Origin of the sequence: Mesorhizobium sp. B2-1-8 (genome assembly GCF_006442545.2) — a bacterium.
GTDB lineage: Bacteria > Pseudomonadota > Alphaproteobacteria > Rhizobiales > Rhizobiaceae > Mesorhizobium.
This window is the reverse complement of sequence record NZ_CP083952.1, coordinates 1401290-1428282: the sequence shown is the minus strand read 5'-3', so window position 1 is coordinate 1428282 and position 26993 is coordinate 1401290. Positions and strand designations below refer to the sequence as shown.

Genomic DNA, 26993 nt, shown 5'->3' with positions numbered 1-26993 from the left:
CCAAGCCCCCCAAACCCCCACCCTGGAGGTACCATGACGTCGCGTGAACAACATGACCGGATGGCCAATGCGATCCGTTTCCTCTCCATGGACGCCGTCGAGAAGGCGAATTCCGGCCATCCCGGCCTGCCCATGGGCTGCGCCGACGTCGCTACGGTGCTGTTCACCCGCTTCCTGAAATATGACCCCAAGGCCCCGCACTGGGCCGACCGCGACCGCTTCATCCTGTCGGCCGGCCATGGCTCGATGCTGCTCTACTCGTTGCTGCATCTGACCGGCTACGAAGACATGACCATCGATCAGATCAAGCACTTCCGCCAGCTGGGTTCGAAAACGGCCGGCCATCCCGAATACGGTCATGCCACCGGCATCGAAACCACGACCGGCCCGCTCGGCCAGGGCCTCGCCAATTCGGTCGGCTTCGCGCTCGGCGAGCGCATCATGAACGCCGCCTTCGGCAACGACCTCGTCGACCATTACACCTACGTGCTGGCCGGCGACGGCTGCCTGATGGAAGGTGTTTCCCAGGAAGCCATCGCGCTTGCCGGTCACCTCAAGCTCAACAAGCTGATCGTCTTCTGGGACAACAACAACATCTCGATCGACGGCCCGGTGTCGCTCGCCGACAACACCGACCAGGTCGCCCGCTTCCAGGCCTCCGGCTGGAACGCCAGCCACATTGATGGCACCGATCCCGAAGCGATCGCCTATGCCATCGAAGCCGCCCGCCATTCCGACAAGCCGACGATGATCGCCTGCAAGACGACCATCGGCTTCGGCGCGCCGACCAAGGCCGGCACCAACAAGGCGCACGGCTCGCCGCTAGGCGCCGACGAGATCGCCGGCGCGCGCAAGTTCTTCAACTGGGATTCTCCGCCCTTCGAAATCCCGGCCGACATCCTCGATGCCTGGCGCACCGCCGGCAAGGCCGGCGTCAAGGCGCGCACAGACTGGGAAGGCCGCCTCGCCAAGGCCGATCCGAAGCTGAAGGCAGAGTTCGAGCGCCGCACCGCGGGCAAGCTGCCGGCGAACTTCGACGCCGTCATCGTCGACTACAAGAAGAAGCTTACGGCCGACAAGCCGAAGGTCGCCACTCGCAAATCCTCCGAGATGGCGTTGGAAGTCATCAACGGCGCGGTACCGGAAACCATCGGCGGCTCGGCCGATCTGACCGGCTCCAACAACACCAAGACCAGCCAGACCAAGAACATCACGCCGGACGACTACGGCCAGCGCTATGTCCACTACGGCATTCGCGAGCATGGCATGGCCGCGGCCATCAACGGCCTGACGCTGCATGGCGGCCTCATCGCCTATGGCGGCACCTTCCTGTGCTTCTCCGACTATGCCCGTCCGTCGATGCGGCTTGCCTCGCTGATGGGCATCCGCTCGATCTTCGTCATGACCCATGATTCCATTGGTCTGGGCGAAGACGGCCCGACCCACCAGCCGGTCGAGCACATGGCGGCCCTTCGCGCCATTCCCAATCACAATGTGTTCCGTCCGGCCGACGCGGTCGAAACCGCTGAATGCTGGCAGATCGCGCTCGAATCCGAAAAGACGCCGTCGACGCTGGCGCTGACCCGTCAGAACCTGCCGACCGTGCGCACCGAGTTCACCGAAAACAACCTTAGCAGCCTGGGCGCCTATGAACTCGCCGCCGCCAGCGGTGAAGCCGCGGTGACGATCTTCGCTACCGGCTCCGAGGTCGAGATCGCACTCGGCGCCCGCGACCTTCTGGAAAAGCATGGCCACCCGACCCGTGTCGTCTCGGTGCCTTGCTTCGAACTGTTCGACAAGCAGAGCGGCGCCTATCGCAAGAAGACGATCGGTTCGGCGCCGATCAAGATGGCGATCGAGGCCGGCATCCGCCAGGGCTGGGATCATCTCATTGGATCCGATGGCATCTTCATCGGCATGACCAGCTTCGGTGCCTCGGGCACCATCGAGCAGCTCTATCCGCATTTCGGTATCACCGCCGATGCGGCTGCCAAGGCAGCGGAAGCCCGCCTGCACGGCAAATGAGGCCCGGGCATGTCGCCCAAAAGTGTATCGCGGTTTTGGGATAACGACATGCACGAAACAAAATCCCCGGCGAGATCGCGTGAAAAGCGGTTTCGCTGGACTGGCCTAACCTAATCGATTTAAATCCAGCCCGCTGCGGCTGGATTCTTCGCCCGTCCGCCGCTATGAAGCTGCGGACCAATCGTCTGCCTTCCAGCTCCCAGGGAGAGAACAATGACCGTCAGAGTTGCCATCAACGGATTTGGCCGCATCGGCCGCAACATCCTGCGTGCCATCCATGAGTCCGGCCGCAGGGACATCGATGTCGTCGCCGTCAACGATCTCGGCCCGGTCGAGACCAATGCCCACCTGCTGCGCTTTGACAGCGTGCACGGCCGTTTCCCCCATGAAGTGTCGGTCGACGGCGACCAGATCACCGTCGGCAGGGAGAAGTTCAAGGTCACGGCGATCAAGGACCCGACGCAGTTGCCGTGGAAGGAACTCGGCGTCGACATCGCGCTCGAATGCACCGGCATCTTCACCGCCCGCGACAAGGCCGCCGCCCACCTGACCGCCGGCGCCAAGCGCGTGCTGGTCTCGGCGCCTGCCGACGGCGCTGATCTGACCGTCGTCTACGGCATCAACCACGACAAGCTGACCAAGGACCACATCGTCATCTCGAATGCGTCCTGCACCACCAACTGCCTGGCGCCGCTCGCGGCCGTCCTGCACGAGACGGTCGGCATCGAAAAGGGCATGATGACGACGATCCATTCCTACACTGGCGACCAGCCGACGCTGGACACCATGCACAAGGATCTCTACCGCGCCCGCGCCGCCGCCCTGTCGCAGATCCCGACCTCGACCGGTGCCGCCAAGGCCATCGGCCTCGTCCTGCCCGACCTCAAGGGCAAGCTCGACGGCATCTCGATCCGCGTGCCGACGCCGAATGTCTCGGTCGTCGACTTCAAGTTCATCGCCAAGCGTTCGACCACGGTGCAGGAAATCAACGAGGCGGTGATCGCCGCGTCCAACAGCAGGCTGAAGGGCATCCTCGGCGTCACCCATCACCCGAACGTGTCGATCGACTTCAACCACGATCCGCGCTCCTCGATCATGGCGCTCGACCAGACCAAGGTGATGGACGGCAACTTCGTTTCGGTGTTGTCGTGGTACGACAATGAATGGGGCTTCTCCAACCGCATGGGCGACACCGCCGTCGCCTTCGGCAAGACCATCGCCTGATCGAAGATCCGTCTTCTCGACACTCGAAACGCCCGGCTTCGTCCGGGCGTTTTTCGTTTACCGGAGCAGCAGCGCGAAAATCAGCGGCGCTGGGCAAAAAACCACCCTCCCGCCTTGCACTGGTCACGCCTTCGCCCCACTCTGCCGTAAAGCCAGGAGGCAGAGGAATTCGAGGGGCAAATCACGGATGGAGCATGCGATCTATCTCGTCACGCTGGTTGGCACAGCGCTTGTCGTCGCCGCCGCGTTTTCGAGCCTGATCGCCTTCCGCTTCGGCGCCCCGCTCCTGCTCCTGTTTCTGTGCATCGGGCTCGCCACCGGAACCGACGGCCTCGGCATCCAGTTCGACAACGCCCGTATCGCCTATTTTGCCGGCTCACTGGCGCTCGCCGTCATCCTGTTCGATTCCGGTTTCGGCACGCCGCTCAACGCCTTGCGGCAGGCGGCAGGACCAGCCCTGTCGCTGGCGACCTTCGGCGTGCTTCTCACCACCGGCCTGTTCGGCGCCGCCGCCTACTACCTGCTCGACCTCAGCTGGCTGGAATCCTTCCTGCTCGGTGCCGCCGTCGCCTCGACCGACGCGGCCGCGGTGTTCTTCCTGCTGCGCGCCGGCGAGATCAATCTGCGCGAGCGCGTGCGCTCCACGCTCGAGGTGGAATCGGGCACCAACGATCCGATCGCCATCTTCCTGACCATCACGCTGGTCGAGGTCATTGCCGCCCACGCCAATCCCGAAGCCAATGTCCTGGTCACCAATCTGATCCTCGGCTTCCTCGTCAACATGGGCCTCGGCGCCATCGTCGGCGTGCTTGGCGGCCTCGCCATCGTGCGCCTGGTCGATCGGCTCAACCTCGACCATGGCCTGCTGCCGATCTTCGTGCTGACCCTGTCACTGATGGTCTTCGCCGCCGCCGGCGCGATTGGCGGGTCGGGCTTCCTAGCCGTCTATATCGCCGGGCTCATCGCAGGCAATTCCGACATCCGCGCCGTCACCATCCTGAAGCGTTTCCAGGATGGCATGTCGTGGCTGGCGCAGATCATCATGTTCCTCATCCTCGGCCTGTTCGCGACGCCCTCGCAATTTCCGGCGATCATGGTGCCTGCGATAGCCCTTGGCCTGTTCCTGATGTTCATTGCCAGGCCTGTCGCCGTGTGGCTTTGCCTGGTCCCGTTCCGCCTGCCGCGTCCCGAAGTCGCTTTCGTCTCCTGGGTCGGGCTGCGCGGTGCCGTATCCATCCTGCTCGCCATCACACCGCTGCTCGGCGGGCTGGAGAACGGCCGCACCATCTTCAACGCCGCCTTCATCATCGTTCTGGTGTCGCTGGTCATCCAGGGCTGGACCGTCGGTCCGCTGGCGCGTCGCCTGGGCCTGATCGTGCCGGCGCGGCTCGGACCTCTGGACAAGGTCGAACTGGAGCTGCCCGGCTCCGCGCATCACGAACTCCTTGCCTATCGTGTGGCGCCAGGCAGCCCGGTGGCGCGCGGCGAGCGCATCCCGCGCTGGGCGCGGCCCTCGCTGGTGCTGCGTGACGGCCGCTCGATGCGTTTCCAGGACATGGGCCGACTCGCCGCCGGCGATCAGGTCTACATCTTCGTGCCCGACCGCTATCCGCGCCTGCTCGACAAGCTGTTCGCCAGCCGCGCCGTGGTCGATCCGGAGGACGCCGATTTCTTCGGCGCCTTCGCCGTCGACCCCGAACGCTCCGCCGCCGAACTGGAAGTCGCCTATGCGCCCGGTCTCACCGAGGCCGAGCAGAAGCAAACAGTCGGCGCGCTGGTCACGGCGCGGCTCGGCGGCCATGCCGAATATGCCGACCGGGTTCTGCTTGGCCCGATCGAGCTGATCGTCAGGGATGTCGACGACAAGGGCAGGATCACAGGTCTCGGCCTCTCTTTCGAGCCGACCGCACCGGTGGCGCGCGTGCCTGTCTTCCTGAGCGCCGGCGAGATCGGCGACCGTCTCGGTGCCTTTATCCGCAAGTGGCGCAAGCCGGCCGGGGCGCAGGTAACGGCACAGGCGGATGACGCCCCTGAGCCTCCGGTCGAGAAGGCATCGGCCGAAAGCTGACGCGGGCGATCGTTGCACCACCCCAGACATACTTGGGGCGTCTTCACGGACTATGCCCTCACCCGTTTCAAAATTTCGCGTCCGACCCCGCCAAAGCCTTGCATCGCCGCCGATGCGGGGTATGGTCCCGGCGATTTTCAGACGAAAGGAACCGGCATGGCTGCCTTCAAGACACTGGACGATATCGGCAACATCAGCGGCAAGCGCGTGCTGGTGCGCGTCGACCTCAACGTTCCCGTCACCGACGGCAAGGTCACCGACACCACCCGCATCGAACGCATCGCGCCGACCATCGCCGAATTGTCCGGCAAGGGTGCCAAGGTCATCCTGCTCGCCCATTTCGGCCGTCCCAAGGATGGCCCCTCGCCCGAATTCTCGCTGGAGCCTATCGCCAGGGCAACCGCTGAGGTGCTCGGCCGCCCCGTCGGCTTCGCCAGCGATTGCGTCGGCGACACGGCAGGCAGCGCTATCGCCGCCATGGACAAGGGCGACGTGCTGCTCCTGGAAAACACCCGCTTCTACAAGGCCGAGGAGAAGAACGACCCGGCCTTTGCCGAACGGCTCGCCGCCAATGGCGACATCTTCGTCAACGATGCCTTTTCCGCCGCCCACCGCGCCCATGCCTCGACCGAAGGGCTGGCGCACCTGTTGCCCTCCTTTGCCGGTCGCACCATGCAGGCCGAACTCGAGGCACTGGAGAAGGGCCTGGGCAATCCGGTCCGTCCGGTCGTCGCCATCGTCGGCGGCGCCAAGGTCTCGACCAAGATCGACCTGTTGATGAACCTGGTGAAGAAAGTCGACGCGCTGGTCATCGGCGGTGGCATGGCCAACACCTTCCTCGCCGCGCGCGGCACCGATGTCGGCAAGTCGCTGTGCGAGCATGACCTGGCCCCGACCGCCAAGCAGATCATGATCGAAGCCGCCGAGGCCGGCTGCGCCATCATCCTGCCGGTCGACGGCGTCGTCGCCAAGGAATTCAAGGCGGGTGCGGCCTGCGAGACCGTCGCCATCTCTGACGTGCCAGCCGATGGCATGATCCTCGATGTCGGCGCCAGAACCGTGACGACGATTGGCGAGTGGATCGATCGTGCGGCGACGCTGGTCTGGAACGGTCCGCTCGGCGCCTTCGAGATCGAGCCGTTCGATCACGCCACGGTGGCTGCGGCCAAGCATGCGGCCACGCGTACAAAGGCCGGCAAGCTGGTTTCGGTCGCCGGCGGCGGCGACACGGTGGCGGCGCTCAACCATGCCGGTGTCGCCGACGACTTCACCTATGTCTCGACCGCCGGCGGCGCCTTCCTGGAGTGGATGGAAGGCAAGCCCTTGCCCGGCGTCGACGTGCTCAAGCGCTGAGGCGGTCGGCGCTCGCCGACAATCCGATCAACTCGAGGGGAGCCGGCGGCAGCGCCGGCGACTTTCAATCGATTCGAGCTTTCCGGCATCATTCCTTTGGCGGTAGAGTTCCGTTAAACGCGAACGATACCGTCAAGGAGAGCAACCATGAGCGAACGTCTCGAAGACATTGCCGCCGCGATCGTGGCCAACGGCAAGGGCCTTTTGGCTGCCGATGAAAGCTCCGGCACCATCAAGAAGCGCTTCGATGTCATCGGCGTCGAATCGACCGCCGACAGCCGCCGCGACTACCGCGAGATGATGTTCCGCACCAAGGACGCGATGACCCGGTACATTTCCGGCGTCATCCTTTACGACGAGACCATCCGCCAGAAGGCCGCCGACGGGACGCCGCTGGTCGACATCATCAAGGCATCAGGCGCCATTCCCGGCATCAAGGTCGATGCCGGTGCCAAGCCGCTGGCCGGCTTTCCCGGCGACACCATCACCGAAGGCCTCGACGGCCTGCGCGAGCGCCTTGCCGACTATTACAAGCTCGGCGCCCGCTTCGCCAAATGGCGCGCGGTGATCGACATCGACAAGACCAGGGGCGCGCCCTCGGCCACCTCGATCGGCGCGAACACCCATGCCCTCGCCCGTTATGCCGCCCTTTGCCAGGAAGCCGGCATCGTGCCGATCGTCGAGCCTGAAGTGCTGATGGACGGCGCCCACGACATCGACACCTGCTACGAGGTTTCCAAGGCGACGCTGACGAGGCTCTACGACGAACTCTATGCCGCCCGTGTCGTGCTCGAAGGCACGATCCTGAAACCCAACATGGTGCTCTCGGGAAAGAAATCGGGCACGGTGGACAGCCCCGAGCAAGTCGCCGAAAAAACCATAAAACTGTTCCGCGAGACGGTGCCGGCGGCGGTGCCGGGCATCGCCTTCCTCTCCGGCGGCCAGGAGGACGAGGAGGCGACCGCCAACCTCAATGCCATCAACGCCATCGGCCCGCATCCGTGGAAGCTGACCTTCTCCTATGGCCGCGCGCTGCAGGCCGCGCCGCAGAAGGCCTGGAGCGGCAAGGCCTCGAACGTCGCCGCCGGCCAGGCCGCCTTCACCCACCGTGCCCACATGAATCACCTGGCGGCACTGGGTAAATGGAAGGCGAGCCTGGAACAGGCTGCCTGAAGACCCCCTGCTATTCCTTTCCTTCAAACCCGGGCCGACATGCCCGGGTTTTTTGTTTTGGCGCACCGGCCTTGGGGCAAGGCGTTCGCATTCTTATTTGCTCTGGGCATTCCTGGCAGCGGCGATGTCGGCTTGCGCCCATCCCGTACGTCCTTGGAGTGCAGACAGGGAGAAGTTCATGTATCGCAACAAGGTCGTTTCGCGCGAAGACTGGTTCGAGGCTCATAAGGCACATCTGGCCCGCGAGAAGGAACTGACACGGTTACGCGAGCGCGTTGCGGCCGAGCGGCGCGAACTGCCCTGGCTGAAAATTCGCAAGGACTATGTCTTCGAAGCCGAACAGGGGCCGAAGAAACTGGCCGATCTCTTCGCCGGCCGCAGCCAGCTGATCGTCTATCACTTCGTGTTCGCACCAGGTTCAACGCATCACTGCGAGAGCTGTGCCTTCGTCGCCGATCACATCGATGGCGCCAACCAGCATCTCAGGCATCACGACGTGTCGCTTGTCGTGATCGCGCGCGCGCCGCTCGCCGAGCTACTGCCTTACAAGCAGCGCATGGGCTGGAGATTTGACTGGGTGTCCTCCTACGCCTCGGACTTCAACTTCGACATGCAGGTGTCCTTCACCGATAGGCAGATCGCATCCGGCGAAGCCGTCTACAATTTCGAAACACCTGTGTCGACGTCGAAGGACCTGCCCGGCACCACGGTCTTCTACCGGGAGGAAGCCGGCGACATCTTTCTGACGTTCATGTCGCGCGCCCGTGGCAGCGAGCAGTTCATCGGCGCCTATCAATATCTCGACATGACGCCGAAAGGCCGTGGCGAGACAGGTCCTTACGGGACTTCGATGGACTGGGTGCGGTTGCACGACGACTATGGAAACAGGTCGCGGCAGGACGACGCCGGCCGCTAAAGAAATTCCAGCAAAAGCGCGTAGAAGCAGGGATCCGTTCACGCCGGCCAAAACATACGCTAAGGCTGCCACGGATTGTTACACGGTATTGCCATGCGTTTCCCGACCATTCTCACCTGGCTCGCCTTCCCTGTCTATGTCTGGCAGGGGCTGGGCGTGCGCCGCCGCACCTCGCGCATGCTGCCGGCGCGAGGCCCGGTCATGCACGATCTCGCCGGCAACCCGCCGGTGATCTCGCTGCTGGTGCTGGGCGATTCCTCAGCCGCGTCGGTCGGCATCGGCAATTCCGAAAACGGACTTGCCGCGCAGCTCGCCGTCCTGATTGCACAGCGCACCGGCAGCGCTGTGCGCTGGCGTGCAGCCGGCTTCAATTCGGCGACATCGGGCCAGATTCGCGACCATGTCCTGCCCAATCTGTCGGCCGATCCGTGGACGCACATCGTGCTCGCCATCGGCACCAACGATACCAAGAACTTCCATTCAGTACCGCGTTTCAAGAAGGAGTTCGGCGGCCTGCTCTATGCGCTGCGCGCCAAATGGCCGGAGGCGCGCGTGGTATGGTCACCGGTACTGGAGTTCACGCGTGCGCCGGCCATGCCGTCGCTGCTCGGCAAGATCCTCGAGATCCGCGCCACCGCGATGAACCGGATGGGCGAACGCCTCTGCCTGGAACGCGGCGCGGTGCCGGCGCCGCGCCTGCCGATCACCAATCCCGAGGCCGGTTTTGCCTCCGACGGGTTCCATGCCTCGGAGGCCGGCTACCGGGCCTGGGCGGAACATCTCGTCGGCCCTGTGCTTGCGGACTGAAAGCCGACGACAGGTGTCGCGAGGGCCTATGTCAAATGCCCGAGCACGGCCGCCAGCGAGATTGCCGCCATGGCGAGCAATGCCAATTTCCAGAAATCGGCGCGGCGCTTGAGCCCGGGCCAACCGACCGGCTTGATGATCTGGATCACCATGAACCCGACAATGACAAGGGCGAGGAGTTTGGTCATGCCGCCTTTGACCAGCAACGCTGTCACCTGTCAAAGCGGTTCGTTCCGTCTCCGGGAAAGAAAGGGCGCCGCGATCCCGGACCGGAACGCGGCGCCCGCCTTGACCGCGCAGCGATCTACTTCAGCGGTTTGAGGCCAGCCTCGATCGAAGCGCGTTTTGCCTCGAGGAACGGCGGCAGGGCCAGGCTTTCGCCGAGCGTTTCCAGCGGCTCGTCGGCGGTGAACCCCGGCCCGTCGGTGGCGATCTCGAACAGGATGCCGTTCGGCTCGCGAAAATAGAGCGAGCGGAAGTAATAGCGCTCGACCTCGCCGCTCGATGGCAGCCGGAATTCGGCCAGGCGTGCCGTCCATTGATGCAACGTCTCCTGGTCGGGCGCCCTGAAGGCAACATGATGAACCGCACCGGCGCCTTGCCTAGCCGGCGCAATCCCAGGCTGCACGGCTACATGAAGCTCCGCCGCCGGCCCGCCCGCGCCCATTTCGAAGACGTGGACCTGGCCCTCACCGTCCGGCGAAGCATAGTCGCGGGCCTTACGCATGTTCATCACGCTGGTCAGCACCGCCTCGGTGTTGGTGATGTCGGGAACACTGATGACGATCGGCCCGAGCCCGCGGATCTGATGCTCCGCCGGCACCGGGCTCTGCGCCCAGGGATGGCTGCCGCCCTTGCCGCCATCGCTGACGAGCCGCAGACGCTGGCCCTCGGGGTCTTCGAAATCCAGGCTGGAGTAGCCGCCGATATCAGCAATCTCTCCTGTCACGATGCCTTCGCTGGCAAGGTGCTGCTTCCACCAGGCAAGGCTCTCCCGGCTGCCGACCCTGAGGCTGGTCCGCGCGATGCTGTGCGTGCCGCGCCGTTCGCGGCCGACCGGCCAGTCGAAGAAGGTGAGGTCGGTACCCGGCGTTGCCTCGCCGTCGGCATAAAAGAGGTGGTAGGCCGATGTGTCATCCTGGTTCACCGTCTTCTTGACCAGCCGCAGCCCCAGCACCCTCGTGTAGAAGTGAAGATTACCGGGCGCATTGGCGGTGATGGCGGTCAGATGGTGAATTCCCATCAGTTGCAGGCTCATGGTCGTCTCCCTGTTTTTGGGGAAAAATTTTCTCCCTTCATATCAGAACTCCCGTCACGCCGCTGAAGGCCGCCTATCCCGACAGTCCGTCACCAATCAATGAACAACACGACCCCGATTGGTCCCTCACGGTGAACAATCCGCGCTCGCCTGACCCGTCACGGCAAGAACGGAACTGACGTCGCACGACCCTGCCATCCTCCTGACAGACTGCTGTCAGGAGGGGTGTGCGATACTGTCTCCAGTCAGAGAGAGGAGATTGGTCATGAACGGTTTTACCATTCTGCGCGGCATGCAGCACTATGTCGGCAAGATCCGCACGATGCGCAACGAGATCCGGACCCAGCGGTTCATGAACGCGCTGCCCGCCGACATCCGCAAGGATATCGGCTGGCCTGACATGTATGCCGAGCGCCGCCATCACGGCAATTGAGGCAGAATTTTCAACGCGGCGGTTGGATGCTAACCTGTCAGCATCCAGATATCAGATCCGCGCGCGAGGGATGGAGCGAACTCATGCCCGATCAGAAGACAATCGGCTTTCTGTTCGTCGAAGGTTTTGCCGACTGGGAATACGGGCTGCTGGCGGCCTCGGCGGTCGAATGGTTCGGCGCGCGCGCCGTGTCGATTACGCCCGAAGGCAAGCCGGTGACCGGAATCAGCGGCTTTCGGCTGACGCCGGATCGCTCGGCAGACGCCGATGAGAATACCGATCTCGATGCCATGGCCGTCATCGGTTCCGACCGGTGGGCGGGCAAGGCGCCGCCGGATGCTTCCGAACTGCTGACGGCGGTCGCCAGGCGCGGCGGTGTCGTTGGCGGCATCTGTGCGGGAACGCTTGCGCTGGCCCGCGCCGGCATGTTCGAGAACGCCAGGCACACCAGCAATGGCCGTGACTGGATCAACGGTCACGAAGCCGGCTATGCCGGCGACCTGAACTATCAGGATGTGCCGCATGCCGTGGCTGACGGCAAGATCGTGTCCGCGCCGGGTTCGGCACCGGGCACCTTTGCCCTTGCCTTCCTGCAGACGCTCTATCCCGAGAAAGGCAGCCAACTCGCGCAGATGCGGACGCTATTCGCCAAGGAGTATGCTGAAGCCTCCTGACAGTATGCTGTCAGGAGGTGCGTGCGATGGTGGGATGATGCGCCTGGCCGGCCGAGAGGACGATCGATGAAGAGTTGGAACGACAGGCTGAACACACCAGGCATCAACGGCGTGAAATCAACGCCGCGCACGGTGGGAGATGTCATCGAGGGCCAGCCCATGCTGGTGCCGACCGCGCGCCAGGTCGACGATTTCATCCGCTCGATTCCCGAAGGCGTCGAGATGGATGTCCGCGCGTTGCGCACGGCCCTTGCCATCGAGCACGGCGCCGAAGTGACATGCCCGGTCACCATAGGTTATCATCTGCGCACGGTCGCCGAAGCCGCCAATGAGGACCTTGAGCGCGGGATGACTCTCCGCGACATCGCACCCTTCTGGCGCGTGCTCGATGCGACGACGCCGACAACGAGTAAACTATCCTTCGGCGCGGATTTCGTCGCCGCGCAGCGCAAGCGCGAAGGGCTGAAACCGTAATGCATGCCATGTGGAAGTGGATCCGGTCCGGGAGCCACGGCATGCTTAGGAAAGACACTGGGGAAGCAAACGATGCGCCGCGCCGACAGGCTCTTTCAGATCGTGCAGCATCTGCGTGGTGGCCGTCTGGTCACCGCCCAGAAGCTCGGCACGTGGCTCGAGGTTTCCGAGCGAACCATCTATCGCGACATAGCCGACCTGCAGTCGACGGGCGTGCCGATCGACGGCGAGGCCGGCGTTGGCTACATGATGAGGGAGGGTTTCGACCTTCCACCGCTGATGTTCACGCGTGACGAGATCGTGGCGCTGGTCGCCGGCGCGCGAATGGTGCGTGCCTTTGGCGGCGCCGCGATGGCGCGGGCCGCCGACGAGGCGCTGGTCAAGATCGGTGCCGTGTTGCCCGATGCAGAAAAGGACCGCATCGCCCGCACCGAGATCCATACGCCGATGTGGGTGGTCAGCGACGCCGCCCGCGAGGCGATCGATCTGATCGAACGCGCGGTCGAAAAGCGCCAGGTGCTGACCATCGACTACTCGGATGAAGCCGGCCGCGGCACCGCGCGCGATATCAGGCCGCTCGGCCTGTGGTTCTGGGGCAAGGTGTGGACGCTGGTCGCCTGGTGTGAGATGCGCGATGATTTCCGCGCCTTCCGCATCGACCGCATCGCCTCTGTGGTCATCGCAGGGCGCATCTTCAAGCCGGAACGCGGCAAGCAGCTTGCCGATTTCTACCGGGCGGTGGAGCGCAGCGAGGATTACGGCATGGCGCCGGACCGCGCGGCGCGAAGCTGACGGTTCCTTCCTTCTCCCCCTGTGGGGTCGGAAGGACGGGCGAGACCAGCGGCTCGCCCCAGGGCGGTGGATCGGCACGCGGCGTCGAGACGGTTGAGGGGTGCGCGACGGAGTGCGTCGGTGCCAAGCTGGAACACCCCTCATCCGACCGAGCTTCGCTCGGCCACCTTCTCCCACAGGGGGAGAAGGAAGAGGCGCTGCCTACTCCTCGTCGTCCGTGTCGGTATCCTTCGACTTCAGCGCCGACAGCTTGGCGAAGACGGCGTTGGCGTCGAGCTCCGCGTCCTCGTCCTTCGGCTTCTCCGGCGCTGGTACCAGCCGCTCGGTCAATGCCGCCGGCAGCAGCGTGTCGCCGACCGGCTGCGCCTGTTCGCGACCCCGCGAGGCGCGGTTGACTTCCATGTCGAGGTCGATCTGCGAGGCTAGGCCCAGCGTCACCGGGTCCATCGGCTGCAGATTGGCCGAATTCCAGTGCTTGCGTTCGCGGATCTGCTCGATCGTCGACTTGGTGGTGCCGACGAGGCGCGAAATCTGCGCGTCCTTGAGTTCGGGATGATTACGCACCAGCCACAGGATGGCGTTCGGCCGGTCCTGGCGCTTCGACAGCGGCGTGTAGCGCGGACCCTTGCGCTTGGATTCCGGCACCCGCACCTTGGGGTCGGAAAGCTTCAGGCGCTGGTTCGGGTCTTTCTCGGCGCGCGCGATCTCGTCGCGGGTCAGTTGACCGGTCATGATCGGGTCCATGCCCTTGATGCCTTGCGCCGATTCGCCGTCGGCGATCGCCTTGACCTCGAGCGGATGCAGCCCGCAGAACTGCGCGATCTGCTCGAAGGAAAGCGCGGTGTTGTCGACCAGCCAGACGGCGGTCGCCTTGGGCATCAGCAGCGTATTGGCCATTTTTAAAAATCCTTCTCGTTCGCCCGCGTTCCCGCGCGGGCGGTGGTTTAGAGCCACCAAAATGGGAAATTCGGGGCCTGTATAACCGTTCCCTGCCTGTTTCGCAATGTTTTTGGAGAAGCCCACCGGAAACCGCGAACCGGCAGTTACCGGAACGGTTCCGTGCCCTTGAGCAGCGCGACAAGTTGGCTCTGTTGGCGTGTTCCGGTCTTGGCGAGTATCCGTTCGAGATAGGTTCATCCGGTCTTCACGGTGATGTTGGCGCTTGCCGCCGCCTCCATCCAGGGTTCGCCCTTGTGCCCGATAGCGACGGCACGATTGCCTCTGCCACTATTTTTTCTGCCCCCAAAAGACAAAACCCGCCGGACAGGGTCCAGCGGGTTCGGAACCGGCGACGACAGGCGTCCGCGGCGGCTCTGCATTGCGACCCTGCCTTGCGGCGGGTCGCGCTTGCAATCAGGTCGCCTGACGGGCGATCCGTTCGATGTCGCCGCGGTTGATGCCGAGGTCGCTGAGCTGGCGTGCGTTGAGGCGGTTCAGTTCGCGAACGGTCTCGTTGTACATGCGCCAGTTACGGAAAGCGCGGATCGGGTTCATGGTAGTCCTCCTGAATTGGGTTCGTTTCGATGATGCTCAAATAGTGATCATCGATGAGGACTTGAATGGCTGATTTTGCATAGCAATGATGCAAATGCTGCATTGCACCATTAAGCTCCTGTTCACCTTGTAGGCAGCGGCCCCATTTAGGGGATGCTGGCCTAGCCGACGTCGAGCACGATCTTGCCGATGTGCTCACCCTCCTCCATCCGCTCATGCGCCCTCCAGGCATCGGTGAGCGGGTAGATCATGTCCATGACCGGAGCGACCTTGCGCGTGCCCAGCAGAGGCCACACCTGCGCCTCGAGCGCCGCCGCGATCGCTGCCTTGAATTCGACGGTACGCGGCCGCAGCGTCGAACCCGTATGGGTCAGCCGCTTGACCATGATCTTGGAAAAGTCGGCGGTCGCCACAGCACCTGCCTGCACGGCAATCTGCACGATGCGGCCCTCGATGGCGGCGGCCTCGTAGTTTCGCTGGACATAATCGCCGCCGACCATGTCGAGGATGACGTCGGCGCCCCGGCCTTCGGTCGCCTCCTTGACGACGGCGACGAAATCCTGCTCGCGGTAGTTGATCGCGTGGTCGGCGCCCAGCTTCAAGCAGGCGTCGCATTTCTCCTTGGATCCGGCGGTGGTGATGACATAGGCGCCGAAGGCCGAGGCGAGCTGGATCGCCGTGGTGCCGATGCCGGACGAGCCGCCATGGACGAGCAGTGTCTCACCCTTTTTCAGTCCGCCGCGCTCGAAGACATTGTGCCAGACGGTGAAATAGTTCTCCGGCACGGCGGCCGCTTCCGTGTGGGTGAAGCCCGCCGGCAGCGGCAGCACACTGCCCGCATGCACCTTGACATACTCGGCATAGGCGCCGCCGGGCGTGAGCGCGCAGACCCGGTCGCCGATGCGCCAGCGCGATATTTCGTCGCCAAGCGCCGCCACCTCACCCGACGCTTCGAGACCCGGCAGGTCCGATGCGCCGGGCGGCGGCGGATAGGCGCCCTTGCGCTGCTGGACGTCCGGCCGGTTGACGCCGGCGGCATGGACCTTGATCAGGATTTCGCCGGGGCCGGGCAGCGGCACGTCGCGCGTTTCCGGCTTCAGCACCCGGGGGCCGCCCGGCTCCGAGATCGCGATCGCCGTCATCCGTGCCGGAATTTTCTGTCCGCTCGCCATGAAGTTTCCCGTCTTTCCTCGCCGCACTCTTACCGGCTGTTTGCATCGACGCCCCTGCCCTATGTATGCTCATTGGCAAATCAGGCAAATGGCCAATCTGGTCTGGCGGAGGAGGAGCAACGATGGCGATCTTCGACGACGAACCCAAGAAGAAGGCGCGCCCGCACGAGATCGGGCAGGACCTGTCGCTGCTTTCCGTCGGGGAACTGTCCGAGCGCATCGGCATCCTGCGCGACGAGATCGCCAGGCTGGAAGCCGAACTCAAGAGCAAGGACAATACCAAGTCGGCCGCCGAGGCGCTGTTCCGCCGCGGATAATTCGCTGCGGTAACCGTCCGCCGCCGAAAAGCCCGAATGCGACTGTCTTCGAACCTGCGTCCCTCCCAGTCCTCAGCCGGATCAAAAAATGCTCGCAGCCTACAGACCGATCCTTTCCCTGCTTCGCGGCACCGCCTTCCTTCTGGCGGCATCGGGACTGCACGGGCTGCTGTTGCCCCTGCGCGGCCAGGTGGAAGGGTTTTCGACCGCTTCGCTCGGCCTGATGGGCACGGCCTGGGCCGGCGGCTTCGTCACCGGCTGTTTCTTTGCGCCGCGCATCGTGCGCCGAGCCGGACATGTGCGCGCGTTCGGTGCCTTTGCAGCGTCGGGTGCCATCGTGGCGCTGCTCACCGGCCTGATCATCGACGAATATGTCTGGATCCTGCTGCGCGCCTTTACCGGTTTCACCATGGCCGGTGCCTTCATGGTCATCGAAAGCTGGCTGAACGAGAAAGCCACCAACGAGAACCGCGGCACCGTCTTCGGCCTCTACATGATGGTGACCTACGCCTCGATCATGGGCGGCCAGATGATCGTCGCCGGCGGCGACGTCAAATCGGCATCGCTGTTCATGATCACCGGCATCCTGTTCTGCCTCTCGCTGATCCCGACCGCTGTGTCGACGGCGTCCCACCCCAAGCCGCTGCAGGACGTCAAGCTCGACGTCAAGGGGCTCTATGCCAACTCACCCGTGTCGGCGATCGCCTGCGTGCTGATCGGCATCGCCAACGGCGCCTGGGGCACGCTAGGCGCGGTCTACGGTGCCCGCATCGGCATCCCGACTGCCGAGATCGCCTTGATGATGAGCCTTGTGGTCGTTGCCGGTGCCGCCATGCAGCTTCCGGCCGGGCGCCTCTCCGACAAGACCGACCGGCGTTTCGTGCTGGCCGGCGCCGCATTCGGCGCCGCGCTATTCGCACTCATGATCTTCCTGTTCGAACCGCGCTCTGGCATCTTCGTCATCATCTTCACCGCCGCTTATGGCGCTTTCGCCTACACGCTCTATTCGATCGCCGTGGCGCATGCCAACGACCACGCGCGGTCGGAGGATTTCGTCAAGGTATCGGGTGGACTGCTGTTGCTTTACGGCTTCGGCACCATGATCGGCCCGTTGCTGGCGGCGGCGCTGATGGGCTGGATGCGCCCGGAGGGCTTGTTCCTGGCGACCGCCTTCGCGCACCTGTCGCTGGCTGGTTACACGCTGCTGCGCATCAGCCGTCGCGCGCCGGTGCCGATCGAAGACCGCGATGCCTTCAAGACGCAGCCGGCCGACCGCTCGGTGACCCCGGAAGCATTGCGGCTCGATCCGAGAAGAAAAGCAGAAGCAAACAGTTGAGATTTGAAAAACTTTGCCTCACAAATGAAGCATGATGTTTTCCGACGCCTTCATGGCGATCGCCGACCCCAACCGGCGCCATCTTCTGGAAGAACTTCGACGCGGTCCGAAGACCGTCAACGAATTGGCGGCCGGGCTGCCAGTCTCCCGCCCGGCCGTATCACAGCATCTGAAAGTGTTGCTCGACGCCGGACTGGTCAATGCCAAACCTGAAGGCACGCGGCGTGTCTATACGGTGAGCAATGCCGGCTTCCTGAGACTCAACATCTGGCTCGATCAATTCTGGGAAGCCTGATCAGTTCTCGACGCCGCACCCGACCCGCTGGTTCAGGACTGCGAATTCACGAAAGCGTCGAGCGCGTCTAGCAGTTCGCCCGTTCCATGCTCGCGCGTGGCCGGGGTGTCGTGGCCATCGAAGAAGGCCCCCTGCTCCGTCATCACAAGCCGCGTGCCGCCGCTTTCCGCCACAAATTCGATCGTCGCCAGCGACACCGAGACACGGGTTTCGCCGAACAGCAACTCATAGCTATAGACGATGCGCTGGTCCGGCACGATGTCCTGATAGACCGCGTTGAAGAAATGCATCTGCCCATCGCTCGGGCAGCCGGCATTGACCTCCTTGCCGCCGACGCGGAAGTCCATCTCGTGCTGGCTTGGCGCCGGGTCATGGGGATCGACGAACCAGCGCCGCTTGGCATCCGGGCTGCTGAACGCGGAGAAGACTTTCGCCGGTGCCACCGGATAACTCCGCTCGACGACAAAGGTGGAATGGACAACGGATCGTTCAGTCATGAAACCTTCCTCGATCTTCGACATGACATATTCCTCTCTAGCTCTCGGCCAGGAAATCGCCGAGCCGATCCAGCCGGCGCTCCCATGACAGGCGCCGCTCATTGATCCAGTGCTCGGCCGCTCGCAGCGCCTTCGGATCGATCTGGCAGGTGCGCACCCGCCCGACCTTCTGCGTGCGCACGAGGCCGCTCGCCTCAAGGAGGTTGAGGTGCTGGACGACCGCCGACAGCGACATCGCCAGCGGCTCGGCCAATTGGCTCACCGAGGCGGGGCCGCGTGACAACCGGTCGACCATCTGCCGTCGCGCCGGATCTGCGAGCGCCTGGAACATCAGGTCGAGCTGGGCCGGATCGTGCAACACGCGATCAGCCGTTGTTGTAGGGGAAGAACTTGAAATAGGGCTGCGCCTCCTCGATCACCCTGATGAAGGCGGCGCGCTGCAGCAAGCGGTCGTGATAGCGCTTCACGGCGGGATAGTTGTCGCCGAACGGCTCGACCTTGTTGGCGTAGAAGAGTGCCGGAGACGCCGCGCAATCGGCCATGGTGAAGGCATCGCCCACAGCCCATTCTCTCGACTGCATCTCCCGTTCGATGATGGCGTAGGAATTGCGCAACTGGCCGCGCGCCTGCTCGACACCGAATGGATCGGTCTCGCCCTGCGGCCGCAACCTGTCACCGACGATCTTTTGCATCGGTTCCTGCACATAGAAATCATAGAAGCGGTCGGCCTGGCGGACCGCCAGCGCCAGGTCGATGCCGGCGGGAACGAGGTCGACCGGTCCCGGATAGTGCGCGGCCAGATATTCCACGACGATGGTCGATTCCAGCACCGTGCGGTCGCGCCTATCGTCGCGCAGCGCCGGCATCTTGCCGGTCGGCGAAATCTTCAGGAAAGCCGCGCGCGATTGCTCGTCGCCAAGGTCGACGATGACCGGCTCGAAGGCCGTGTCGTTCTCGTAGAGCGCGATCAGCGGCTTCCAGCAGAAGGAAGCCAGCGGATGGAAATGCAGGATCAGGGACATTCTTGTTCTCGTCTGTTTTTGCGGCAACACTGAAGCATTCACTTAACTATTGCGGCAAGCCTCGCTCGTCAAGGCTCACCCGCGAAGTCTCAACTGGATCGGACGTGCGCGACGATGGCCTCCGGCCACCGAGGCCATCGCGCCCATGATCAGCAGCAGCACCGGATTTATGGCCCCCCTCAGTCTGCTTGCATTTTGCAATCGGTTGCACGATACTAAGACCGGTACGATAATGCAACCGGTTTTGTGGAGAAAAATCGAATGACCCTCGATCGCCGGTCCGGCTGCCCGATCAACCTCTCGCTCGAGGTGTTCGGCGACCGCTGGAGCCTGATCATCCTGCGCGACATGATTTTCGGCGGCAGGCGCCATTTTCGTGAACTGCTCAATGGGTCGATGGAAGGTATTGCCTCCAACATCCTCGCAGACCGGTTGAAGCGGCTGATGGAGCTCGGGATGCTGACCAAGGCGGACGATCCCAGTCACAAGCAGAAGGCGATCTACAGCCTGACCGAGATGGCCATCACGCTGGTGCCCATCCTGGCCCATCTCGGCGCCTGGGGCCGCGTCTGGCTGCCGACCAGCGAGGAACTTTCGATCCGCGCCGAACTCCTGGAAAAGGGCGGACCGCCGATGTGGGAGAAATTCATGGACGAGTTGCGCCATGAGCACCTCGGCACCCCCCTCAATGCGCCCGGCCCCTCTGTCCGCGCGACGCTGCAGGCCGCCTATGAGGCGGTCGTCGCCGGAAAGGCCCGCAGCGCCAGCCCGGCCGCCTGACCAACTATTTTCCCCGTTGAGAGGCCGGCTCTGCTACAAGGGACGGAAATCACACGTGACGGGATTGGATAGACTCTTGGTTGAGAACTCTAGGGACACTGCCCGCGCGCGTGCCGATCTGCGCTTCAAGAAGCAGGAAGAGGCGGCGACGGTCCGTCAGAAGGCCATGGCCGAGTATGTCGCCGAGAGCGACGCCCGCAAGGCCAAGACCGACAAGCTGCGGGCGCTACGGCTCGCCAAGGAAGCCGAAGATCTGGCCAACACGCCTGCCGCCCCCGCCAAGAAGCCGGCCCGCGCCAAGAAAAAGTAACGCTCCCGCCTCTCCGCCAATTCCTCGCCATGAACCGAGCGGTCGTGACGCCATCGGACAGGTGCGCCTTCATCCCGCTGCTTCACGGGAAGCAATTTCAACCAAAACCGGGATTGCCTCGCCCGGCTGGCCGCCGATGATCGGGTTATTCAACAGGAGATTGCCATGACCGCGTTGTCGCTCGAAAAAGCCGTCGAGATCATCAATGCCGCCTTCGCCAGCGGCACCGATCTCAAGCTCAAGCCGCTCGGCGTCTCGGTGCTCGACGCCGGCGGACACCTGGTCGCCTTCCAGCGCCAGGACGGCGCTTCGTTCCTGCGCCCGCAAATGTCGGCGGGCAAGGCCTATGGCGCGCTGGCGATCGGCATGGGCTCGCGCAAGGTCGAGGCTTTCGCCAAGGAGCGGCCGCATCTGGTTGCCGGCATTTCCGACGTGTCGGGGGGACGCGTGCTGCCGGTCGTCGGCGGCGTGCTGATCCGCGACAAGGCCGGCGCCATCATTGGCGCCGTCGGCATTTCCGGCGACACGTCGGACAATGACGAGGCGGCCGCGATTGCCGGCATCGAAGCCGCCGGCTTCAACGCCGATCCGGGCTGAGGCTCAATTCAAATTGATGTCGCGGCTGGCCGACCGCATCGACACCGCGAAACCGGCCATCACGTCGAACAGCGCGATGATCATCAGCGTGAAGAAGATGGAGTGCGCCGCACCCTTCACCAGCAGGAACTCGACCAGGAAAGCGACGAAGACAAGCGTCGACAGGAGATGGTCCATGATCGACGCCGTGGTCGTGCGCGCCGACTTCACCATTTCGAGGAACAGGAAGATCAGCCCGATCAGCACGATCAGGTCGCCGAGCGTCATCGAGAACACGCCGCCCGACATCATGCGGAACGAGAATATCTCGCTCGCCCACGGATCGTCGCCGCCGCCGAATATACCGAGCAGGCCGAGATTGTAGAGCACGAAAGGCACGATCAAAAGCGGGACGGCACCGAACATCTGGCGTCTCCATATGGGGGCACCTTCTGTAGAATGCGCCGCAGGCACGGCGTCAAGATTTTTCGTGCGCGGTCGCAAACACGGTCGAAGACCGGATGCAACAACCACGTCAGCCGGTTGCCCGGCCGACATGGAGAAACGAGAGACGAAAGCTCAGCGCTTGAAGTAGCCGGCGCGTACGGCGAACCAACGTAAAAAAACCGGCCAGCGGCCGGTCTTTTGCAACTCTAACCTTCGGAAAGCTGGGCTCAGCTTTCCTTGGGCGTCAGCACCTGGCGACCGCGATACATGCCGGTCTTCAGGTCGATGTGGTGCGGGCGGCGCATTTCGCCGGAATTCTTGTCCTCGACATAGGTCGGGGCCTTGAGGGCGTCGGCCGAGCGGCGCATGCCGCGCTTGGACGGAGAGGTTTTGCGTTTCGGAACGGCCATGGATATGCTCCACTACATGGTCAAAAGCCCCGCCCGCCCTCGTGAAAGGGCCATGTCGGGGCCTAAATCTGAGAAAGTCGGGTGCCTATACACGCCTGACACCGTTTTGGCCAGCACTGCGGTGAATCTTTTTTGTACCGGCTAGTCGAGACAGCCGACATAAGCGCCTGAGCGGCCGGCGCGCCGCTCGATCAGGTTGGCGAGCCGTCTGAGGCCCGGCCCGGGTTTTGCCGGATTGCGGGCGATCGGATTGGGCAGCGTGACGGCGAGCAACGCGGCCTGCCGCCGCGACAACTGCTTTGCGGAAATGCCGAAATGGTGCTGCGCCGCCGCCTCGATGCCGTAGATGCCTGGCCCCCATTCGGCGATGTTGAGATAGATCTCCATGATGCGCCGTTTCGACATCACCGCGTCGAAATAGACGGCCAGCGGCAGTTCGACGATCTTGCGCACGCTGCCCAGCGGCCGCGACCAGAGGAACAGGTTCTTCACCGTTTGCATGGTGATGGTCGAGGCGCCGCGCGTCGCCTCGCCGGCCAGCGCATCGTCGACGACGCTCCTGAGCTCGCCGAGATCGACGCCGCGGTGGAAGCAGAACTGCCCGTCCTCCGACATGATGACCGAATGGGCGAGCACGGGCGCCACGTCATCAATGGAAACCCAGCGCCGGTCGTAGCCGGAGAAGGTAGCAAGGTCCTTCAGCATCAGCGTCGATACCGGATGCACGAAGGACGGCAGGTAGAGAAAGGTCAGTGCCACCGGGATAAGCGCCAGCACGGCGGCCACGACGATGCCACGCCGGACCCAGCGCCTGAGACTGCGGCGGTTCACGCCTCGCGATCTCGTCGCCATGTCCAGCTTTTCGGTATCATGATCGACGATCGGTTCCGCCAAGCCGCCCAACCCGTACTTCTCCTTGCTCCGGCATAATGGCGCTTGCCTTCTTGCGCAACGTCTGAGTGTCGGCTACCGGTCCCGGCCATGACGAATGAGGACGAAATGGCGTTCGAAATGGCGCTCATCAGGCGCGCGGCCGCCGTCGAGGTGATGCTGCGTCGGTTGCTCGACGATCGCCCGCTATCGGGCGAGATCGCGCGGCCCGATCGCCTGATGGCGGCGATGCGCCATGGCGTGCTGAACGGCGGCAAGCGCCTGCGCCCCTTCCTGGTCATGGAGAGTGCGGGCCTGTTCTCCGCCGATGGCGAAGCGGCGCTGCGCGTCGCGGCGGCACTCGAATGCGTGCATTGCTATTCGCTGATTCATGACGACCTGCCGGCGATGGATGACGATGACCTGCGCCGCGGCCAGCCGACCGTGCACAAGGCCTTCGACGAGGCCACCGCAATCCTGGCCGGCGACGCACTGCTGACGCTCGCCTTCGATATCCTCGCCGCCGAAGCGACCGCGCTGCCGGCCCAGCGGCGCGCAGCCCTTGTGCTGGCGCTGGCCCGCGCCGCCGGGGCCGGCGGCATGGTCGGCGGCCAGAAGCTCGATCTCGAAGCCGAGCAGGTGCGACCGGACGAGGCCGGCATCATCCGGCTGCAGGCGATGAAGACCGGGGCCTTGATCCGCTTCGCCTGCGAGGCGGGTGCAATCCTGGCCGGCGCACAGTCGGATGACCGCGAACGGCTGGCCGAGTTCGGGTCGGCGATCGGCCTTGCCTTCCAGCTCGCCGACGACCTGCTGGACTTGACGGCCGACGCCAGGCAGATGGGCAAGGCGACCGGCAAGGATGCCGCCGCCGGCAAGGGTACGCTGGTGGCCTTGCACGGCGCGGATTGGGCACGCAAGCAGCTCGACGGCCTCGTCGGCCAGGCGCACGCGCTGCTCGAACCCTATGGCGAAAAGGCGGCCCTGCTGAAGGCCGCCGCGACCTTCGTGGCAACCCGCGACAGCTGACGGCAGGCCCCTATCGGGTCGCGCATTGCACCTGTGGTTGTGCCAACGAAATCTTAATGTAAATGAAGCGTAATCCCAATTCTTAGAATGCGTATGTGTTGGGGTTGCGCATGCCGGAATATTCTTCCTTCATCCGGTCCGTCCGGATACGTTATCTCTCAGGATTGTTGGTTTTCGCGCTGGCTTCAGCCGCCATCATGGGTGCGCTCAATCGCGTCAATTCCTTGCGCCATGAAATCGATGCGCTGAGCAGCAACCTCGTCGTTTTCACCCGCGACCTGCGCAACGCCACCAGCTTCGCCGAGACAACCGGTTCCGCCTGGCGGATCGAGACGCGCGATGCGCTGACGGCTTCGGCGCGCGACCATTCCGAACGTCTGACCGGTGAGATCGAGACGCTGACCGCACAACTGGCCGCGATACGTCCGCGCCTGTCGGCCAAGACCGTCGATGAGCTCGCGGCCGCTTCAGTCAATGGCGATCTGTTCTGGTCGCCGCGTGACATGGTTCGCAACTTCAACCTGATGTCGGTGGCGCAAAAGACCGACGAATGGAGCTCTCGCGAAATCCGCAACCAGAACGACCTGTTCGTTCAGCCCATGCTGGTGCGTGTCCGCACCGCCATGGACGACGAACGCCATCTGGCGGACGCCTCCAGCGACCGGCTGCTTTTGTGGGCGAGCGGCCTGTTGTTCACCGTCCTGGCCATCGTCGCTTTCTGGATCTTCCGGCCGATGGAGCAGGCGATCCGCCGCGCCTTTGCCCAGTCGGCCGAATCCTTGTTCAAGGCCGAGGCCGCCGACCGCGCCAAGTCGGAATTCCTGGCCAACATGAGCCACGAGATCCGCACGCCGATGAACGGCGTGCTTGGCATGGCCGAATTGCTGGCCAAGACCGAGCTGAACCCGCGCCAGAAGACCTTCACCGACGTCATCGTCAAATCGGGCAACGCGCTGCTCACCATCATCAACGACATTCTCGATTTCTCGAAGATCAATGCCGGGCAGCTGACGCTCGACCCTGCTCCTTTCCGCCTTTCGGAAGCGGTGGAGGATGTGGCAACGCTTGTCTCGGCGCGTGTCGCCGAGAAGAACCTGGAACTCATCGTGCGCGTCGACCCAAGGTTGCCGGCCTATGTCGTCGGCGATGCCGGCCGCTTTCGGCAGATCGTCACCAACCTGGTCGGCAATGCGGTTAAATTCACCGAGAAGGGCCATGTGCTGATCGATGTCGGCGGCGAAACCGTCAACGACGTCGTCCAGCTCAAGCTGCGCGTCGAAGACACCGGCATCGGCATCCCGGCCGAGAAATTGCAGAACGTGTTCGAGAAGTTCGCGCAGGTCGACGGCTCCTCGACTCGCCGTCACGAAGGCACCGGCCTCGGACTCGCCATCGCCGCCCGTCTCGTCGACCTGATGTCCGGCAAGATCGGCGTCGAAAGCGAGATCGGCCGCGGCTCCGTCTTCTGGTTCGCCGTGCCGCTGCCGGTCCATCGTGCCGAGGCGCGCGACGCGATCGTGCCGGTGGACGTCACCGGCGCGCGCGTGCTGGTCATCGATGACAATCCGGTCAACCGCGAGATCCTGCTCGAACAGCTCAGAAGCTGGAGCTTCGACTGCGCCGCCGCCGAAAGCGGCGCGGTGGGCCTCGCCTTCCTCGATCGCGCCTGCCAACTCGGCGCCAGCGTCGATTGCATCATCCTCGACTATCAGATGCCTGGCATGAACGGCGCCGATGTCGCCCGGGCCATCGCCGCCGACAGCCGGCTGTCCACCATTCCGGTCGTTATCCTGACCTCGGTCGACCAGGTCGATTTCGGCAAGATGATCATTGATTTCGGCATTGCGGCGCATCTGACCAAGCCGGCGCGGTCGGCGGTCCTGCTCGGCACGGTCATCTCGGTCATCCAGAAAGCGCGCTCGCAGGTCGGCAAGGCGCGGTTCGTTCGCGAGCCGGTCCAACCGAAGCCTCAGGCGACTCCGCCGGCCTTCACGGTTATCCGGGGCCCCGCCGTACCGGCCGCTCCGGTGCCAGACTTGAATGCCGCGCCGAACAGCCCGATCGACATCCTCATCGCCGAGGACAATGACGTGAACCAGATGGTGTTCGGCCAGATCCTCAATGGGCTCGGCCTGAGCTACCGTATCGCCGGCAATGGCCGCACCGCGGTCGAGATGTACCGGTCGCTGCATCCGAGACTGGTTCTGATGGACGTGTCGATGCCGGAAATGAACGGCTACGAGGCGACACGCGCCATCCGGGCTATCGAGGCGTCGTCGGGCGGCCACATCCCGATCATCGGCGTCACCGCGCATGCGCTGAAGGGCGACCGCGACAAGTGCATCGAGGCCGGCATGGACGACTATCTGCCCAAGCCCGTTTCGCCCGATCGCCTTGGCGCCAAGATCGGCACCTGGCTCAGCGAGACGGTGGTGGCCAAGACGGCGTGACCACCCATCAACGCCTCAGACGGCTGCGTCCAGATGAAAGCGGCGCATCCAGTCCAGGCTTGTCTCGTCGGCGAGCTTCGCCACGCCGGGCCTGACATGCTGGGCATCCGGCGCCCGGACGCCCAGGGCTTCGCAAATGCGTAGCAATGCCGCGGCCGGCTCGGCGGCAAGGCGCTCATAGCCGATCCGCAATGGCGCTATGCCCTGTTGCGCGAACCAGGTGTTCCAGGCGGTGTCATAGGCTTCCAGCTCGTCGACCTCGCCCTTGATGCGCTCGAAATCATAGTGAGGTTCCCTGGCAGGCCCCACCCTTTCGATTTCGGTTCCGTCGGGGGCGATATGCCAAAGACCGGTTTGCTGTGCCTTGATCAGGGAGACGGCCTGCGCGAGCTTGTTTTCGCGCGACAGGTGTATGTAAAGGACACGGCCAAAAGCCTTCTCGAAACGCGCTTTGTCCGACGCAAGCCCCGGAAAAATCCGGTCGAGGATCGCCGAAAGCTCCTCCAGATTTTCCCGCATCAGGCGCAAGCCGAAGATTTCAGTGCCACCCTTCCCGGCAGTGATTGCCGCATTGAGATAGGCAAGCTGGAATTCAGGCTCGCCCATCGTGTCGCGAGCCGGCAGTCCCCAGTCCTCGGCCCACTCCGATATATCCTGCCTCCGATAGAATGAGTGGGGATCGGCGGTCGTTCCGGTGGCCGCCAGCAGCTTGCACAGCAGGGTGCTGCCGGTTCTGGGCGTGCCGCAGAGGATATATCCGTCGAACATGGGCGCTCGCGCATGACAGGGCT

Annotated in this window: 31 protein-coding genes; 19 read left to right on the top strand and 12 right to left on the bottom strand. The window is 63.9% G+C overall.

Annotation, left to right across the window (positions count from 1 at the left end):
* The first annotated feature begins 33 nt into the window (after positions 1–33).
* The 7 genes from tkt to FJ970_RS06960 all read left to right on the top strand — a co-directional run bounded on the left by tkt (position 34) and on the right by FJ970_RS06960 (position 9566).
* Positions 34–2025, top strand: coding sequence for a transketolase (tkt, locus tag FJ970_RS06990; RefSeq protein ID WP_140754573.1), 1992 nt, complete (start codon positions 34–36; stop codon positions 2023–2025).
* A gap of 213 nt (positions 2026–2238) precedes the next feature.
* Positions 2239–3249, top strand: a complete 1011-nt coding sequence (gene gap, locus FJ970_RS06985; RefSeq protein ID WP_140754575.1) for a type I glyceraldehyde-3-phosphate dehydrogenase — start codon at positions 2239–2241, stop codon at positions 3247–3249.
* A 187-nt stretch (positions 3250–3436) separates the two neighbouring features.
* Complete coding sequence (locus FJ970_RS06980; protein WP_140754577.1) at positions 3437–5317, top strand: potassium/proton antiporter; 1881 nt, start codon at positions 3437–3439, stop codon at positions 5315–5317.
* Positions 5318–5473: 156 nt separating this feature from the next.
* On the top strand, positions 5474–6670 hold the full coding sequence (locus FJ970_RS06975) for a phosphoglycerate kinase (RefSeq protein WP_140754579.1): 1197 nt from the start codon (positions 5474–5476) through the stop codon (positions 6668–6670).
* 147 nt (positions 6671–6817) lie between these two features.
* Positions 6818–7843 (top strand): class I fructose-bisphosphate aldolase, encoded by a 1026-nt coding sequence (locus FJ970_RS06970; RefSeq protein WP_140754581.1) that lies wholly within the window; start codon positions 6818–6820, stop codon positions 7841–7843.
* A 178-nt stretch (positions 7844–8021) separates the two neighbouring features.
* Positions 8022–8759: a DUF899 domain-containing protein gene (locus FJ970_RS06965; RefSeq protein WP_140754583.1), complete on the top strand. Its 738-nt coding sequence runs from the start codon at positions 8022–8024 to the stop codon at positions 8757–8759.
* 93 nt (positions 8760–8852) lie between these two features.
* On the top strand, positions 8853–9566 hold the full coding sequence (locus tag FJ970_RS06960) for an SGNH/GDSL hydrolase family protein (protein WP_140754585.1): 714 nt from the start codon (positions 8853–8855) through the stop codon (positions 9564–9566).
* A gap of 26 nt (positions 9567–9592) precedes the next feature.
* Here FJ970_RS06960 and FJ970_RS06955 read toward each other — a convergent pair whose 3' ends face one another.
* Both FJ970_RS06955 and FJ970_RS06950 read right to left on the bottom strand, forming a co-directional pair.
* The gene (locus FJ970_RS06955) at positions 9593–9754 is read right to left on the bottom strand and encodes a hypothetical protein (RefSeq protein ID WP_140754587.1); all 162 of its coding nucleotides are present in this window, start codon (positions 9752–9754) and stop codon (positions 9593–9595) included.
* Positions 9755–9870: 116 nt separating this feature from the next.
* Positions 9871–10824 (bottom strand): ring-cleaving dioxygenase, encoded by a 954-nt coding sequence (locus FJ970_RS06950; protein WP_140754589.1) that lies wholly within the window; start codon positions 10822–10824, stop codon positions 9871–9873.
* 265 nt (positions 10825–11089) lie between these two features.
* On the opposite strand from FJ970_RS06950, the gene FJ970_RS06945 reads away from it, so the two are divergent.
* The 4 genes from FJ970_RS06945 (at position 11090) to FJ970_RS06930 (ending at position 13197) form a co-directional block, all read left to right on the top strand.
* Positions 11090–11257, top strand: coding sequence for a hypothetical protein (locus FJ970_RS06945; protein WP_015315361.1), 168 nt, complete (start codon positions 11090–11092; stop codon positions 11255–11257).
* 83 nt (positions 11258–11340) lie between these two features.
* Positions 11341–11931, top strand: coding sequence for a DJ-1/PfpI family protein (locus FJ970_RS06940; RefSeq protein ID WP_140754591.1), 591 nt, complete (start codon positions 11341–11343; stop codon positions 11929–11931).
* Positions 11932–11997: 66 nt separating this feature from the next.
* Positions 11998–12405: a hypothetical protein gene (locus FJ970_RS06935; RefSeq protein WP_140754593.1), complete on the top strand. Its 408-nt coding sequence runs from the start codon at positions 11998–12000 to the stop codon at positions 12403–12405.
* Between the two features lie 72 nt (positions 12406–12477).
* Positions 12478–13197, top strand: a complete 720-nt coding sequence (locus FJ970_RS06930; RefSeq protein ID WP_013529238.1) for a helix-turn-helix transcriptional regulator — start codon at positions 12478–12480, stop codon at positions 13195–13197.
* Between the two features lie 201 nt (positions 13198–13398).
* Here FJ970_RS06930 and FJ970_RS06925 read toward each other — a convergent pair whose 3' ends face one another.
* From FJ970_RS06925 to FJ970_RS06915, 3 genes are all read right to left on the bottom strand, one after another.
* On the bottom strand, positions 13399–14094 hold the full coding sequence (locus FJ970_RS06925; protein WP_015315358.1) for a DUF1013 domain-containing protein: 696 nt from the start codon (positions 14092–14094) through the stop codon (positions 13399–13401).
* Between the two features lie 456 nt (positions 14095–14550).
* Complete coding sequence (locus tag FJ970_RS06920) at positions 14551–14691, bottom strand: DUF1127 domain-containing protein (protein ID WP_140754595.1); 141 nt, start codon at positions 14689–14691, stop codon at positions 14551–14553.
* Positions 14692–14852: 161 nt separating this feature from the next.
* On the bottom strand, positions 14853–15863 hold the full coding sequence (locus FJ970_RS06915) for an NAD(P)H-quinone oxidoreductase (protein ID WP_140754597.1): 1011 nt from the start codon (positions 15861–15863) through the stop codon (positions 14853–14855).
* Between the two features lie 122 nt (positions 15864–15985).
* On the opposite strand from FJ970_RS06915, the gene FJ970_RS06910 reads away from it, so the two are divergent.
* The 3 genes from FJ970_RS06910 (at position 15986) to FJ970_RS06900 (ending at position 17811) form a co-directional block, all read left to right on the top strand.
* Positions 15986–16180, top strand: a complete 195-nt coding sequence (locus FJ970_RS06910) for a DUF1192 domain-containing protein (protein WP_140754599.1) — start codon at positions 15986–15988, stop codon at positions 16178–16180.
* Positions 16181–16268: 88 nt separating this feature from the next.
* Positions 16269–17516 (top strand): MFS transporter, encoded by a 1248-nt coding sequence (locus FJ970_RS06905; protein WP_140754601.1) that lies wholly within the window; start codon positions 16269–16271, stop codon positions 17514–17516.
* Positions 17517–17547: 31 nt separating this feature from the next.
* Complete coding sequence (locus FJ970_RS06900; protein ID WP_140754603.1) at positions 17548–17811, top strand: ArsR/SmtB family transcription factor; 264 nt, start codon at positions 17548–17550, stop codon at positions 17809–17811.
* Positions 17812–17843: 32 nt separating this feature from the next.
* Here the strand turns inward: FJ970_RS06900 and FJ970_RS06895 are convergent, their stop codons facing one another.
* Genes FJ970_RS06895 through FJ970_RS06885 form a run of 3 tightly spaced genes read right to left on the bottom strand, consistent with a single transcriptional unit; the run spans position 17844 to position 19330 of the window.
* Positions 17844–18332, bottom strand: a complete 489-nt coding sequence (locus FJ970_RS06895; RefSeq protein ID WP_227792046.1) for an SRPBCC family protein — start codon at positions 18330–18332, stop codon at positions 17844–17846.
* 13 nt (positions 18333–18345) lie between these two features.
* Positions 18346–18669: an ArsR/SmtB family transcription factor gene (locus FJ970_RS06890; RefSeq protein WP_135920007.1), complete on the bottom strand. Its 324-nt coding sequence runs from the start codon at positions 18667–18669 to the stop codon at positions 18346–18348.
* A gap of 4 nt (positions 18670–18673) precedes the next feature.
* Positions 18674–19330, bottom strand: a complete 657-nt coding sequence (locus FJ970_RS06885) for a glutathione S-transferase family protein (protein WP_140754607.1) — start codon at positions 19328–19330, stop codon at positions 18674–18676.
* Between the two features lie 261 nt (positions 19331–19591).
* Between FJ970_RS06885 and FJ970_RS06880 the strand changes: the two genes are divergently transcribed.
* The 3 genes from FJ970_RS06880 (at position 19592) to FJ970_RS06870 (ending at position 21017) form a co-directional block, all read left to right on the top strand.
* Positions 19592–20110, top strand: coding sequence for a winged helix-turn-helix transcriptional regulator (locus FJ970_RS06880; RefSeq protein WP_140754609.1), 519 nt, complete (start codon positions 19592–19594; stop codon positions 20108–20110).
* 76 nt (positions 20111–20186) lie between these two features.
* Complete coding sequence (locus tag FJ970_RS06875; protein ID WP_135863133.1) at positions 20187–20420, top strand: hypothetical protein; 234 nt, start codon at positions 20187–20189, stop codon at positions 20418–20420.
* Between the two features lie 165 nt (positions 20421–20585).
* Positions 20586–21017 carry a GlcG/HbpS family heme-binding protein gene (locus FJ970_RS06870; protein WP_140754611.1) on the top strand — a complete coding sequence of 144 codons (432 nt, stop codon included), beginning with the start codon at positions 20586–20588 and terminating at the stop codon, positions 21015–21017.
* Between the two features lie 3 nt (positions 21018–21020).
* Here the strand turns inward: FJ970_RS06870 and FJ970_RS06865 are convergent, their stop codons facing one another.
* From FJ970_RS06865 to FJ970_RS06855, 3 genes are all read right to left on the bottom strand, one after another.
* Positions 21021–21422 (bottom strand): hypothetical protein, encoded by a 402-nt coding sequence (locus FJ970_RS06865; protein ID WP_140754613.1) that lies wholly within the window; start codon positions 21420–21422, stop codon positions 21021–21023.
* Between the two features lie 248 nt (positions 21423–21670).
* A complete protein-coding gene (gene rpmF / locus FJ970_RS06860) occupies positions 21671–21853 on the bottom strand; it encodes a 50S ribosomal protein L32 (RefSeq protein WP_008834724.1) in 183 nt (60 codons plus the stop codon).
* A gap of 141 nt (positions 21854–21994) precedes the next feature.
* Entirely contained in the window at positions 21995–22756 is a 762-nt protein-coding gene (locus FJ970_RS06855; protein ID WP_140754615.1) for a biosynthetic peptidoglycan transglycosylase, read from the bottom strand.
* A gap of 78 nt (positions 22757–22834) precedes the next feature.
* On the opposite strand from FJ970_RS06855, the gene FJ970_RS06850 reads away from it, so the two are divergent.
* Together FJ970_RS06850 and FJ970_RS06845 are read left to right on the top strand one after the other, a co-directional pair.
* Positions 22835–23752, top strand: coding sequence for a polyprenyl synthetase family protein (locus tag FJ970_RS06850; protein ID WP_140754617.1), 918 nt, complete (start codon positions 22835–22837; stop codon positions 23750–23752).
* Between the two features lie 110 nt (positions 23753–23862).
* Positions 23863–26202, top strand: coding sequence for a response regulator (locus FJ970_RS06845; protein ID WP_140754619.1), 2340 nt, complete (start codon positions 23863–23865; stop codon positions 26200–26202).
* A 15-nt stretch (positions 26203–26217) separates the two neighbouring features.
* On the opposite strand, the gene FJ970_RS06840 is transcribed toward FJ970_RS06845, so the two are convergent.
* On the bottom strand, positions 26218–26970 hold the full coding sequence (locus FJ970_RS06840; protein ID WP_140754621.1) for a Stf0 family sulfotransferase: 753 nt from the start codon (positions 26968–26970) through the stop codon (positions 26218–26220).
* Positions 26971–26993: the final 23 nt, after the last annotated feature.